At 68.4% G+C, this 12271-nt stretch carries 12 protein-coding genes; 4 read left to right on the top strand and 8 right to left on the bottom strand.

All coding sequences use genetic code 11. The features are described from left to right. Positions 1-81 precede the first annotated feature (81 nt). From ACK4I0_RS12320 to ACK4I0_RS12330, 3 genes are read left to right on the top strand one after another with little or no spacing between them, the layout of a single operon-like run. Positions 82-495, top strand: coding sequence for a pilus assembly protein N-terminal domain-containing protein (locus ACK4I0_RS12320; protein WP_409611387.1), 414 nt, complete (start codon positions 82-84; stop codon positions 493-495). 11 nt (positions 496-506) lie between these two features. Continuing rightward, positions 507-1076: a TadE/TadG family type IV pilus assembly protein gene (locus ACK4I0_RS12325; protein WP_409611389.1), complete on the top strand. Its 570-nt coding sequence runs from the start codon at positions 507-509 to the stop codon at positions 1074-1076. Next, entirely contained in the window at positions 1073-1606 is a 534-nt protein-coding gene (locus tag ACK4I0_RS12330; RefSeq protein WP_409611391.1) for a TadE/TadG family type IV pilus assembly protein, read from the top strand. The genes ACK4I0_RS12325 and ACK4I0_RS12330 overlap by 4 nt, the downstream gene beginning before the upstream one ends. Here ACK4I0_RS12330 and ACK4I0_RS12335 read toward each other — a convergent pair. The 4 genes from ACK4I0_RS12335 to ACK4I0_RS12350 are packed head-to-tail and all read right to left on the bottom strand — an operon-like array spanning position 1594 to position 4661. Continuing rightward, positions 1594-2913, bottom strand: coding sequence for an anthranilate synthase component I family protein (locus tag ACK4I0_RS12335; protein ID WP_409611393.1), 1320 nt, complete (start codon positions 2911-2913; stop codon positions 1594-1596). The genes ACK4I0_RS12330 and ACK4I0_RS12335 overlap by 13 nt on opposite strands. Beyond that, on the bottom strand, positions 2910-3689 hold the full coding sequence (locus tag ACK4I0_RS12340) for a tyrosine-protein phosphatase (protein ID WP_409611395.1): 780 nt from the start codon (positions 3687-3689) through the stop codon (positions 2910-2912). The genes ACK4I0_RS12335 and ACK4I0_RS12340 overlap by 4 nt, the downstream gene beginning before the upstream one ends. A gap of 37 nt (positions 3690-3726) precedes the next feature. After that, positions 3727-4029, bottom strand: coding sequence for a winged helix-turn-helix domain-containing protein (locus tag ACK4I0_RS12345; protein WP_409611397.1), 303 nt, complete (start codon positions 4027-4029; stop codon positions 3727-3729). A 2-nt stretch (positions 4030-4031) separates the two neighbouring features. Then, a complete protein-coding gene (locus tag ACK4I0_RS12350; RefSeq protein ID WP_409611399.1) occupies positions 4032-4661 on the bottom strand; it encodes a hypothetical protein in 630 nt (209 codons plus the stop codon). Positions 4662-4761: 100 nt separating this feature from the next. On the opposite strand from ACK4I0_RS12350, the gene ACK4I0_RS12355 reads away from it, so the two are divergent. Continuing rightward, positions 4762-5508, top strand: coding sequence for an SAM-dependent methyltransferase (locus ACK4I0_RS12355; RefSeq protein WP_409611401.1), 747 nt, complete (start codon positions 4762-4764; stop codon positions 5506-5508). A 44-nt stretch (positions 5509-5552) separates the two neighbouring features. Here the strand turns inward: ACK4I0_RS12355 and ACK4I0_RS12360 are convergent, their stop codons facing one another. The 4 genes from ACK4I0_RS12360 to ACK4I0_RS12375 form a co-directional block, all read right to left on the bottom strand. Continuing rightward, positions 5553-6998 (bottom strand): AMP nucleosidase, encoded by a 1446-nt coding sequence (locus tag ACK4I0_RS12360; protein WP_409611403.1) that lies wholly within the window; start codon positions 6996-6998, stop codon positions 5553-5555. Between the two features lie 40 nt (positions 6999-7038). Next, positions 7039-7890 (bottom strand): alpha/beta hydrolase, encoded by an 852-nt coding sequence (locus tag ACK4I0_RS12365; RefSeq protein WP_409611405.1) that lies wholly within the window; start codon positions 7888-7890, stop codon positions 7039-7041. 61 nt (positions 7891-7951) lie between these two features. Continuing rightward, complete coding sequence (locus ACK4I0_RS12370) at positions 7952-9994, bottom strand: AsmA family protein (protein WP_409611407.1); 2043 nt, start codon at positions 9992-9994, stop codon at positions 7952-7954. Positions 9995-10058: 64 nt separating this feature from the next. Continuing rightward, positions 10059-12209: a prolyl oligopeptidase family serine peptidase gene (locus ACK4I0_RS12375; RefSeq protein WP_409611409.1), complete on the bottom strand. Its 2151-nt coding sequence runs from the start codon at positions 12207-12209 to the stop codon at positions 10059-10061. Positions 12210-12271: the final 62 nt, after the last annotated feature.

Raw genomic sequence — 12271 nt, forward strand, 5'->3', positions numbered from 1 at the left:
GCATTTCAGACTTTCTTGATCTTTGCATGGCACCGTTCGCGCGTTCGTCCACGCGCGTTCGATGAAATTCGGGGAACCCCAATGATGAAGGCCTGCTCAGCCCTGGTCGCCGCCTTGACCGTGACCCTGGCCGTCGCGGCCCCGGCCGTTGGTCAGTCGCGCGGCGTCAATGTCGAGATCGATCGTTCGACCCGCGTCTCGCTGCGCGCCCCGGCGGCGTCGGTCATCGTCGGCAATCCCGCCATCGCCGACGTGACCGTGGTGGACGCCAAAACCCTGTTCATCACCGGCAAGGGCTATGGCGTGACCGAGGTCGTCGCCGTCGATCCCATCGGCCGCACCGTTTTCCAGAGCCAGGTCGTCGTCACCGCGGGATCGAGCAACGCCGTCCGCGTCTGGCGCGGCGGCCGCGCCACCGAGATGGCCTGCGCCGGCGCGTCTTGCGCGCCCTCGATCCGTTCCAGCGGCGCCGCGGCGGCCGACGTCACGCCCTGAGACCAGACGGAATGATGCGCCCTCTCGCCGCAGCCTCGGCCCGATCACGCCGCCGCAAGTCGCGCGAGGGCGCCGCTGCGGTCGAGTTCGGCATCGTCGCCCTGCCCTTCTTCTTCATGATGTTCGCCATCTTCGAGATCGGCATGGTCTTCGTGACCAGCTCCCTGCTCGAGAACGCCACCATGGAGACCGCGCGCCTGGTCCGCACGGGCCAGGCATCGACACGCAACTTCGACAAGGCCGCCTTCAAGACCGAGATGTGCAGCCGAATGAGCATCTTCGCCGGCGACTGCGAAGGCCGCGCCGAGATCGACGTGCGCGAGGTCCCGGCCTTCGGCAATCCCGTACTGCCCGATCCGATGGCCGGCGGAACCTTCGACACAGGCCAGACGAGCTACGCCAACGGCCAGCCGGGCAGTCTGATGGTGGTTCGGGCCTGGTATCAGCAGCCGCTGGTGACCCCTTTCCTGTCGCAGGGCCTGTCGCGGCTGAACAATGGCAAGGCCATGCTGAGCGCCACCACCGCCTTCCGCAACGAGCCTTGGGGCTGGGGCGCCGGCGGATCGGGGAGCAACCCATGATGCGCCTGCTGCAACGCCTACGCCGCGACCAGCGCGGCCTCTCGGCGGTCGAGTTCGCCCTCCTCGCGCCGGTTATGGTCTTCTTCTATTTCGGCCTGGTGGAGTTCTGTCAGGGCTATATGGCCCAGAAGCGAATGGGCCACGTCGCCTCCCAGGTCGCCGACCTGGTGGCTCAGTCCGACGCCGTCACCGGCAGCCAGGTGGACGACATCTTCAACATCGGCGTGCTGATCTTGCGGCCGTTCACCGCCACAGGCCTCAGCCAGCGGGTCAGCAGCGTGACACGAGACTCGTCCGGCGTGGCCAAGATCGACTGGAGCCGGGGCTCGGGGATGACGGCCCTGACGCGCAACCAGGTCATCACCGGCATTCCAGCGGGCCTGATCGCCAATGGCGAGAGCCTGATCATGGCCGAGGCCGCCTACGACTATCGCTCGCCGGCCAACTACCTGATGCCCGGCATCACCACCTTCCAGCAGAAATACTATCTGCGGCCCCGGACGGTGAATCAGGTCGCCTACAGCAACTGATCGAGCGGCCCGATCAGGGCCTCGCGCAGGGCGCGGATCTTGGCCTCGGTCTCGGCGGTTTCGGCCGCCGGGTCGCTGTCGGCGGTGATGCCGGCCCCGGCCAGGGTGCGATAGGTCCAGCCCGCCTCGTCCCGCTCAAAGCCGGCGGTGCGGATCAGCACCGACGCCGTCAGGGCCCCCGCATCGTCAATGTGGAACAGGCTTCCGCACCAGGGACCGCGCGGCGGCTCCAGCGCGGCGATCACCTTCATGGCCTGATGCTTGGGCGCGCCGGTGATCGAGCCGGGCGGGAAGGCCGCCTCCAGAAGGTCGGCGGGGTCGACGCCCGACCGGGCGGTCGCCGACACGGTCGAGACCAGATGGTGGACCGTCGGCAGGGGCTCGACCTCGAACAGACGATCGACCCTGACCGAGCCCGGTTCCGACACCCGCGCCAGGTCGTTGCGCATCAGGTCGACGATCATCAGGTTCTCGGCCCGGTCCTTGGCGCTTTCGGCCAGGGCGCGCGCCTCGGCGGCGTCGGCGGCCGGGTCGGCGCGGCGCGGCCGCGTGCCCTTGATCGGCCGTGTCTCGATGCGCCCGCTCTCGGGATCGAAGGTCAGGAACAGTTCGGGCGAGTTTGACACCAGCGCCCGGTCGCCCATCCGCCAAGCCGCGCCATAGGCCGAGGCCCGGCCGGCCTGAAGCCGTGCGAACACGTCGAACGGGCTCGCGTCGGGTTTCAGCCGCCCATGCCAGGCGCGCGCGATATTGGCCTGAAACAGCTCTCCGGCGCCGATCCGCTCGACCAACTCGGCCACCGCCTGGCCGTAGCGCTGGGGCGGGGCTTCTTCGCTCCAGGAGGCGGCCGGCGCCGCAGCGGAGCTTCGAGGCGTCGCCGCATCCAGCCAGGCCAGCGCTTGGGCGCAGGACTGCCCAGCCTGAGCTTGGTCTTCGCCCAGACCGACGGCCGTCAGCCCGCGCGCGTCATGGTCGAACCTCAGCCAGGCCGGATAGCGCGCTAAAATCAGGTCAGGCCAGCCGCCGCCGCGTTCGCCTGTGGCCGCTCGAGCGCCCGCGTCATAGCTGGCCAGGCCGACCACGCCGCGGGCCCAGCCGGGCGCCTTCAGGGTCGCGAACAGTTCGCCGTCGACCCGCTGCGCCTCGATCATTGTTTCCGGCTCGACCGCGATCCATGACCGCTGTCCCAGCGGGCCGCCGTCCGACAGCAAGACCACCGCGCCGGGCCGGTGCGCAAGGCCCGCCGCGACCGTCATGGGATCGCGCCAATCCGTCGTCCGCCGCGCGGTGGCGGGCCAGGGTCTCATTCCACCAGCCGCTCGACCATTCGCACACGCGCGGCGTCATCTAAGCCCAAGGCTTGATCCGCATAGGCCTCCAGACTGCCGTATCGCGCCTCGGCGGCGGCGAAGGCGGTGTCCAGATAGGCTGCCTCCACGCCCAGGAAGGCCACCACCGCGTCGTCGGACGGCCGCCGCCCCGCGTGCTTCTCGATCTGGCGGGCAATAGCCGGTGCGCGGCCGACCAGATCGACAGCGCGGTTGGTCTCGAGATAATCCTCAAGCGCCGTCTCGCGATCCACGCCCAGCAGATGCAACGTTAGGGCGGCCAGCACGCCGGTCCGGTCCTTGCCCGCCGCGCAGTGGATCAGCACGGGGCGGTCGTTGTCGGCCAGATGCCGGAAGTAGCGCGAAAAGACGTCCTGGTGCGCCGGGTCGAACATCATCTCGGCGTAGGTGCGGCTCATGAATCGTCGGCCTGAGTCGGGGGTCAGGTCGCCGGACTTGAGGAAGGTCATGTGCGGCGCCTCGCGACCGTCGTCCACGCCGCCCTCTATGATCAGGCCGTCGAAGTCTGCGGGCCGCCGACTAGGCTGGTCGCGGCGCTCGCCGGGCCGGCGCAGATCCACCACGCAGCCGAGGCCGATCGCCCCCAGCGCCGCCACATCGCCCTCGGTCAGGCGCGCCTGATGGGCCGCGCGATAGAGCCGTCCCTTGCGGACGCGGCGGCCATCCGCCGTGGGATGGCCGCCGAAGTCGCGGAAGTTGTCCAGGGCCTCGAAGGCGTGCAGGCGGTCGCTCATGACCGCCTGCTTAATCCGCGCGTCCAACGCGTCAAAGTCAGTTCGTGGGCATCAGGGACGACAGGGCGTCCAGATAGTCGACGAAAGCCTTGCGCCCCGGCTCGGTCAGGCGCGCCCGCGTCAGGGGCTTCTTGCCCTGAAAGCTCTTGTCGATAGCCACGAAACCGGCATCTTCAAGCTTCCTCAGATGGACCGACAGATTGCCGTCGGTGACCTGTAGCCGCCCCTTGAGGTCGTTGAAGTCTGCGGCGCCGGCGGTGGACAGATAGGCCATGATCCCCAGCCGGACGCGGCCATGAATGACCTCGTCGATAAGGCCGATGTCGAAATCGTCGGCCATGGTCAGACCACCTCAGCCGGTTCCTGGCGCATCAGGATCAGGCCGGGGATCAGCGCGACAGCCATCAGCATCCCGGCGAAGACCAGATAGACCCAGACCGTGTGAGACAGGGCGCCGAATAGCACCGCGCCGCCAAAGGAAACCAGAGCCACCATGTTCATCCACTTCAGACCGCTCATGGCGGCGGCCACCAACCACGCGGTTCCGTAGGCGGCGAACACCAGGGACGGCATCAGACGCATCGGCGTCCAGTCGCCCGTCGAGAAGCCGACCGCCATCATGGAGAGCCAGACCGTAAAGATCAGATAGCCTACGCCGGACCAGGCTACTCCGATCGCCTCGTTGCGCACCGTGCTGGCGCCTGGTTTGGACTTCACGTTGCGGATCAGAAAAGCCAGGGCCACGGCAAAGGCCGCGCCGGCCGCCAGCCAGACCCAAAGCTGAGCCCAGGGGCTGACGTTGATCAGACCGCTTTGGATGGCCCAATGGGCCACGCTGGCGCTCCCGAAGATGACGGCCGCGGCGACCAGAAAGGGCCCGTTCAGGGGCGGTGCGTGGCGCCCCTCTTGAGCCAGGGCGCGGATGTAGGCGATGTCGTCCTGCGCCTGTGGCGCGGTGTTCTGAGCAGCCATGTCGACCTCCCGTCGTTGATGACACCAAGGTGCATGAAGAACTTTGCGTTGTAAAGTGATTTGTTTAGACGAAATCGTCCCCTCGCCTTATGCCGTGTTCATGCGCATGAGCTTCCACCGCATCGCCTATGAGGCGCTCGAGGTCTGCAACGCCCTGGAGATGGCGACGATCGACGCCGCCCTAGCTCGCACGGGGCTGGCCGCAGGTGCGCGCGCCCTGGACATCGGCTGCGGCAACGGGGCGATCGCAGTTCACCTGGCCGAGCGGTACGGACTGTCTGTTACGGCGGTGGAATTGGACCCGTCCATGGCCGCGCTGGCCCGCGCGCGCATCGAACGGTCCAAGGGCGCCGTCGTGCTGCAGGAAGGCCGGTCTGGAGACGTATTGAACGCCCAACCGCCGTTCGACCTGATCTCGGCCATCGGCTCGACCGATCCGGTCGGCGACGGCCGACGTGATCCGGCCGAGATTTTCGCCGGCCTGCGCGAGCACCTGACGCCCGGCGGCTGGCTGCTGTGGGGCGACCTTGTCTGGACCGATGCGCCGCCCGAGCCGCTGCGCCTGATCACCGAAATGAACAACACCTACGCCACCGACGCCGGGTGGCGCGCGGCGGCCGACCAAGCCGGGCTGGAGATCGTCTCGGCCGAAATGTCCTCGGCCGAGACCTGGAACCGCTACACCGCGACCATGGACCGGGCCGCCCGCGACTGGCTGGCCGCCAATCCGGACACAGAAGAGGCGCCGAACGTCCGCGCCTCGGCCGACCGGGTCAAGGCGATGTTCGACTTCGGTCGGCCCTATATCGGCTTCGGCCTTTATCTGCTGCGCCGGCCCGCAGGCTGACGCCGCTCAAGTCGCGAGCGCCCGCGGCGCAAGCCTAGCGACTCTTACCTGAACGGCGGCTCGTCGAAGGCGCGCAGCTTGCGCGAATGCAGTCGCGAGCCTTCCTGACGCAGCAGGTCCACCGCCCGGATGCCGATCTGCAGGTGCTCGGAGATCGAGCCCTCGTAGAAGCGGTTGGCCTGGCCCGGCAGCTTGATCTCGCCATGCAGCGGCTTGTCCGACACGCACAGCAGGGTGCCGTAGGGCACGCGGAAGCGGTAGCCCTGGGCGGCGATGGTGGCGCTTTCCATGTCGATGGCGACCGCCCGGCTCTGGTTGAAGCGCAGCGCCGACTTGGAATAGCGCAACTCCCAGTTCCGGTCGTCGGTGGTGACCACGGTGCCGGTGCGCAGGCGCCGCTTGACCTCTTCGCCCGGCGCGCCGGACACGATCTTGGAGGCGTCATAGAGCGCGCGCTGGACCTCGGCGATCGACGGGATCGGAATGTCCGGCGGCAGCACCGCGTCCAGCACGTGGTCGTCACGCAGATAGGCGTGGGCCAGCACATAGTCGCCGATCGTCTGGGAGGGACGCAGGCCGCCGCAGTGGCCGATCATCATCCAGACGTGCGGGCGGGTGACCGCCAGGTGGTCGCAGATGGTCTTGGCGTTGGACGGCCCCACGCCGATGTTGACCAGGGTGATGCCCTCCGCCCCTGGCGCGGTCAGGTGATAGGCCGGCATCTGGTGCTTCTTCCAGGCCGAGTCCGAGATCGCCGTCTGCGGGTCCGCTGTCTCGGCGGTGATCACCAGTCCGCCCGCGCACGACAGGGTCTGATACGGGCTGTCGGGATCGCGCACCTGCTCGATGGCCCAGCGCACGAACTCGTCGACATAGCGATTGTAGTTGGTGAACAGGATGTAGCTCTGAACATCGTCCACCGGCGTGCCGGTGTAGTGCTTCAGCCGCGCCAGCGAGAAGTCGGTCCTCAGCCCGTCGAACTGCGACAGGGGGAAGTCCTCGCCCAGGTCGAATAGGCCGTCGGAGATTTCGTCGCCGATGTGGGCCAGGTCGGTGGTCGGGAAATAGCGGGCGATCGAGGCGGTCTGCGACCGGTCGAGCGCCACGTCGGAGCCGTCCAGCACATAGGGGAAGGGGATTTCCTGCTCGGACGGCTCGACCTCGAAGGTCGCGCCATAGTCCTGTTGAAGCAGGGTCAGCTGTTCCAGCAGATAGGCGCGAAACAGATCGGGCCGGGTCACCGTGGTCGAATAGACGCCGGGCCGCGACAGGCGCGCATAGGCGCGCGTCTCGAGATTGGCCGGCCGTTCGCCGAACCAGCTGATCTTCAGTTGGGGATACGAAAAGAGCCCCTTTGCCCGGGCTTCGGCGTCGGCGCGCTCGCCGGTGTCCAGGAAGGTCTTCACCGCCCGGCGCAGATTGGCCACGGCGTCATCGTAAAGGGTTTGCAGGCGGTCCAGCGCCGCCTCGGCTGTCATCAGTTCTGTCATGGCCTCCTGTAGCGAAGCTTCGTGACCTTGGCGAGACGGCTCAGCCCAGTTCGCGATGCAGGAAGGCCGTCATGTCGTCCAGCACCGGGGCCTTCTTGCGGAACAGGGGCGAGAAGGTCGCGATCAGGTCGGCGTGGTCCAGGCCGGGATAGAGCTTAGCCTCCGACCGGCCGCCGACCGCCTTCATGCGGGCATCCAGAATGGTGGTGTCCTCGGCGTGCACGACCACGTCATCCGTCCCGTGGCCCAGCCACAGCGGCGGGGCGTCGGCGCGGGCGAAGGTGACGGGCTGCGTCAGGGTCGGGTCAGGCGCCCGGCCGAAGGCGTTGACCGAGGCCGGCACGTCGAACGGCAGGAAGTCATAAGGCCCGGCCAGACCCGCAGCCGCCTTGATCAGGTCGGGCCGCCCGACGGCCTGCATGTAGCGGCGATCCAGCGCGATCATCATGGCCAGATGCGCCCCGGCGGAGTGCCCCGCGACCGCCAGTCTGGCGCCGTCGCCGCCGTAGTCGCGCGCCAGGTCGCCGGCCCGCGCCGTCGCCGCCGCCGCATCCTCGATGAAGGACGGAAAGCGCACCTGAGGCACGATGCGGTAGTCGGGCAGGAAGACGACAAAGCCCCGCGCCGCGATCGCCTGGGCGGCCCAGCCATAGACGTCGCGCGAGCCGGAATCCCAGCCGCCGCCGTAGAAGAAAACCACCACCGGCAGATCGCGCGCCCCGGTCGGAGCATAGACGTCCATGGTCTGGCGCGGGTCGTCGCCATAGGCCAGGCCGCGCGCCACGCGTCGGGCACCGCGATCGCGCGGTCCCAGGGTGTTCAGCAGCGACAGGGGCGAGCAGGCCGCCGTCAGGGCGCCCAGCGCGCCTGCGAAAACGCCTCTACGGGTCATTCGGTCTCTCGTGGATCATGCGACGTCGCACAGATACGCGCGCCAAGTCCGTTCGGCTCACTCAGCGCGCGCCGGCGATCAATCCGCCGCAGTCGGCGTCTTCGGCCAGACCGGGATCGACGAAGGCGAACAGGGCCGCGACGGGCGCGACGAGGGCGCCCAGCAATCCGGTGATGCCCGCCTGCGCCGCGACCGCGCCGGTGTCGACACCGATGCGGGGCTGCTGCAACGGCCCGCTGACGGTGATCGGCGCCCAGACGCGCAACAGGCGCGGCTTCTTGGTCTCCCCGTCCAGACGCAGGTTCATCTGCTCCGAGCCCAGATCGATGGCGCCTTCGCCCTTGGTCAGGACCACGTCGGTGTCGATCACCAGGGTGCGGGCCGTCGCCGTGCCGCCCCTCACCGTAAAGTCGGCGACAGCGCAGCGGATCGGGCTTTCGCTGACGTCGCCGCTGAACAGTCGGCGCAAGCCCGCGCCGACGTTGATGCCCAGCAGTTCGGCAAAGGCGGAGCGGATGCGCCCCTGGGGCACGACCAGGCTCAGCGAGCCGTTCGATCGGCCGGCGAACTCGCTGATGGAGCGGCCCGGCCCTTCCAGCTTGGCCCGGCCCAGCGCTCTGCCCGTCACCGTCGGCGCGCCGTCGCGCGCGGGGATGATGGCCTCCAGCGGATAGCCGGACAGGCGGAAGTCCACCGTGCTGTTGGGCATGTCGTCGGTCGCGTCGATGCGAGCCGTGCCGTTCAGTTCGCCCTGGCTGAAGGTGAAGCTGACAGGATCCAGGTTCAAGATGCCGTCCTTCAGCGCGGCACCCAGATCGACCTGCCGGACGGCGAAGGTGTTGCGCTTGACCGAGCCGGCCTTGAAGCTGAGGCGGCCGTCCATCTGGCGCAGGCGATCGGTCTGCAGCGGCGCGTCGGGCAGCAGCTTTCCGGGCGCGCCTGAGTGGGCCACCGTGCCGCCCGAGGTGACCTGGGGCTGGGCGCCGAGCACCGCGGCCAGGTCGTCCAGATCCAGCGAACGCGACGTCAGATCAGCCTCGACCCGCAAACGGTCGTCGATCCGATCGACCTTGAGGTCGCCCGCCAGGTCAGAGGACCCCACGCGCCCCGCGAAGTCGGCGAAGGTCCACAGGGTCGCGTCGCGCGTCAGCGTCCCGGCCAGTTCATAGGGCGGCGTATTGGGCGCGACCACGCCGGTCAGGGCGTAGAGGTCATTCAAATCCTGGCCCCGCATGGCCAGACGCGCCTGAAAACTGCCCAGGTCAAAAGGCCGCGTGATGGCGCCGTCGGCGCGCAGGCGGGTGCGCGCGCCCTCCAGTTCGGCGGTGAAGCGATAGGGCCGGTCGCGGCGAATATTGACGAAGGCGCCGCCCTCGATGGTCAGGGTCAGGGGCGCGCCGTTGATCTCGCCCTCGCCTTCCAGGCGGAAGCCGGTTTGGCCCGGATCGGCGGAGGCCGCGGCCTCGCGGGCGTTGACGACGGCTTCCAGGGTGATGCCGCGCCGACGTTCCTCGACCGACAAAGCCCCATCGGTTATGACCAGCCGCTCGATCAAAGGCAGTCTGGCGCCGCGCCCGTCGTCGGGCCGGTCGGCGTTCAGGTCCCAGCTGCGGCGGCCTTCTTCATCGGCGATCAGGACCAGCTGAGGACGGGTGATCGCCAGCAGCGGCATTTCGATCTGGCCGCGCAGCAGGCGGCTGAGGCGGGCCGACGCCTCGATGCGCGACACGCGCGCCGTGTCCTCGTCCCGCGCCCAGGACGGACCGCCCACCGTCAGCTGGTTGACGGTGACGGACGGCGTCCAGCTGAACAGCTTGACGTCCAGATCGCCGTTCAGGGCGATCTCGCGGTCATACTGGACCGAGGCCCAGCGTCCGATCGGCCCACGCAGCCAGTTCCAGTCGAACAGGAGCAGAAACACGACGAGAGCCGCGAACAGGATTAGCACGCCCAGCGCCGCGCCCTTTTCCACCGGACCCGGATGGCGAAAGGCGCGATAGACCGGATCGTTTTCACGCACCCAGCCGCCGAACGCGCGGGCGCGAACGCCGACAGGGGCCAGCGCGCCGTCGCGCCAGCCCCTCCAGTTCAGTCGATCTTTCAATCCCTTGGTCAGCGCGCCGCTCTCCTTGAAGAGACCTCAACGCGCGACCCGCCGTATGGTCGCGTCAGCGTTGCTCGGCGTCCGGCCCGATGAAGCGGTTCAGCCAGCCGAACACCTCATTGTGCCATTGCAGGCTGTTGGCCGGGCGGAGCACCCAGTGGTTCTCGTCGGGGAAGAAGACCAGCCGGCTCTCGACGCCGCGTCGCTGCAGGGCGGTGAAGGTGGACAGGGCTTGGGTGGTCGGCACGCGGAAATCGCGGTCACCCTGGATCACCAGCATGGGGTCGCGCCAGTTACGCACGTGGTTGGCGGGATTGAACTGCTGATAGGCGCGCGGATTGTCGTAGGGCGTGCCGCCGTTCTCCCATTCGGTGAACCACAGCTCTTCGGTGGCGTACCCCATGCCGAAGGTGTCGAAGATGCCGTCATGGTTGACTAGGCACTTGAACTCGCCCGGCCAGTTTCCGGCGATCCAGTTGACCATGTAGCCGCCGTAGGATGCGCCCAGCGCGCAGGCCCGATCACCATCGAGAAAACGGTATTGCTGCTGTGCGTAGGCCCAGCCCTTCTGCAGGTCTTCCAGCGGGCGGTCGCCCCAGTGCTGGCTGATCGAGTCGGTGAAGGCCTGGCCGTAGCCGGTCGAGCCGTGAAAATCGATCATCACCACCGCATAGCCCGCGCCGGCGTAGGTGGACGGGTTCCAGCGGTAGGACCAGCTGTTGCCGAACGAGCCCTGCGGCCCGCCATGGATCAGGAAGGCGACCGGATACTGTCGGCCTTCGACATAGCCCGCGGGCTTGATGACATAGCCGTGCACCGTCTCGCCGTTCCAGCCGGGGAAGCTGAACTGCTCGGCCTCGCCGAAGGTTTTGGCGTCCAGCGACGGGTTCACATTGGTCAGGCGACGCGGCATTTCGCGGCCGAGATAGGTCTTGAACCAGAGGTCCGACGGCCGATCCAGCGCGTCCTCGGCGAAGACGAAGCCCGAGGGGGTCTGGGCGAAGGCCGAGACGTGGCCGGGCCCGGTCACCGGCGTCACCACGCCGTTCCTCGTATCGATGGCGAACAGCCGCGTCTGACCCACGTCGCCGGCGGTGGTGTACAGCGTCTGGCCGTCGGCGGACCATTGCAGGGTGTCGGCCGAGCGATCCCAGTTGGCCGCGATCTGGCGGGTCTGGCCGGTCGCCACGTCCTTCAGGAAGATGGCGTATTTGTCGGCCTCAAAGCCCGGTCGGGCCATGGCGCGATAGGCCAGGGTGCGGCCGTCGGGCGAGAACACCGGGCCGGTGTCCCAGGCGGGGTTGTCGGCGGTCAGGTTCTCGAACGTGCCGTCGCCGGTCAGGGCGTTGGTGCGCCACAGGTCGAAGTTGGTGCTCCACGGCTCGGACTGGCCCTTCAGCCGCGCCGAGAAGACCACCGATTCACCGTCGGGCGCGAAGGTGAATTCGCTTTCGTCGCCGAACGGTTTTGAGGGCGTGTCGCCGTCGAAGCCCTTGGTCACCCACACCGCCTCGCCGGCGCGCCCGCTGGCGGCGATCGGCAGGACGAACAGGTGGTTCTGGGTGTGATCCTCCCAGGTGTCCCAGTGGCGCACGAACATGCGATCATAGACTTGGGCGGTGGACTTACGCTCGCCCTGGGCCTTGGCGCGCTCGACCGAGCAGGCCAGGTCGGCGCAGTCGGGATAGACGGCCAGCGACACCGCGACCTTGTCGGCGCGCGGGCTGAGGCGATAGGCGTTCACATCGGTGGGCAGGCGCGTGACCTGCACCGGATTGGCGCCCGAGGCGTCGGCGCGCCAGACCTGGCTCGACCCCGAACGACCCGACAGGAAGTACAGATTGCCGTCAGCGCCCCAGCGCGCGGTGTTGGCCCCGCCCTCGTTGATCGCCAGGCGACGCGGCGCGGCCTCGCCCTCGATGTCGCGGATCCACAGGGTGGTGGCGCGGCGGTTGGCCTCCACGTCGGTGGCCGTCACCGAATAGACGACGCGGCGGCCGTCGGGCGACACCTGCGGATCGGCCAGGCGGTTCAGCCCGATCATGTCCTGATAGGTGAAGGCGTCCGGCGTCGCGGCCGGATGCGGCGCGGGTGTCGTCGGCATGGCCGGCGCGCCCGATACGGCGGGCGCGGGTTGTGCTTGCGCCAAGGCCGGCACGGCAGTGATCAGGGCCAGGGCCGCGACGGCCCCCGAGAGCAGCGAATGGCGACGCATGGGCAAGCTTCCTCAAAATCCGAGGTCGTCAGCCGTAGCACCGCCGGGGGTGCGACAAAAGA

Origin of the sequence: Brevundimonas sp., from assembly GCF_046295775.1 — a bacterium.
Lineage (GTDB): Bacteria > Pseudomonadota > Alphaproteobacteria > Caulobacterales > Caulobacteraceae > Brevundimonas.

Excerpts from the sequence above, each read along its gene's own strand:
- ACK4I0_RS12320 (WP_409611387.1), top strand. The coding sequence starts at position 82 with ATGATGAAGGCCTGCTCAGCCCTGGTCGCCGCCTTGACCGTGACCCTG.
- ACK4I0_RS12325 (WP_409611389.1), top strand. The coding sequence starts at position 507 with ATGATGCGCCCTCTCGCCGCAGCCTCGGCCCGATCACGCCGCCGCAAG.
- ACK4I0_RS12330 (WP_409611391.1), top strand. The coding sequence starts at position 1,073 with ATGATGCGCCTGCTGCAACGCCTACGCCGCGACCAGCGCGGCCTCTCG.
- ACK4I0_RS12335 (WP_409611393.1), bottom strand. The coding sequence starts at position 2,913 with ATGAGACCCTGGCCCGCCACCGCGCGGCGGACGACGGATTGGCGCGAT.
- ACK4I0_RS12340 (WP_409611395.1), bottom strand. The coding sequence starts at position 3,689 with ATGAGCGACCGCCTGCACGCCTTCGAGGCCCTGGACAACTTCCGCGAC.
- ACK4I0_RS12345 (WP_409611397.1), bottom strand. The coding sequence starts at position 4,029 with ATGGCCGACGATTTCGACATCGGCCTTATCGACGAGGTCATTCATGGC.
- ACK4I0_RS12350 (WP_409611399.1), bottom strand. The coding sequence starts at position 4,661 with ATGGCTGCTCAGAACACCGCGCCACAGGCGCAGGACGACATCGCCTAC.
- ACK4I0_RS12355 (WP_409611401.1), top strand. The coding sequence starts at position 4,762 with ATGCGCATGAGCTTCCACCGCATCGCCTATGAGGCGCTCGAGGTCTGC.
- ACK4I0_RS12360 (WP_409611403.1), bottom strand. The coding sequence starts at position 6,998 with ATGACAGAACTGATGACAGCCGAGGCGGCGCTGGACCGCCTGCAAACC.
- ACK4I0_RS12365 (WP_409611405.1), bottom strand. The coding sequence starts at position 7,890 with ATGACCCGTAGAGGCGTTTTCGCAGGCGCGCTGGGCGCCCTGACGGCG.
- ACK4I0_RS12375 (WP_409611409.1), bottom strand. The coding sequence starts at position 12,209 with ATGCGTCGCCATTCGCTGCTCTCGGGGGCCGTCGCGGCCCTGGCCCTG.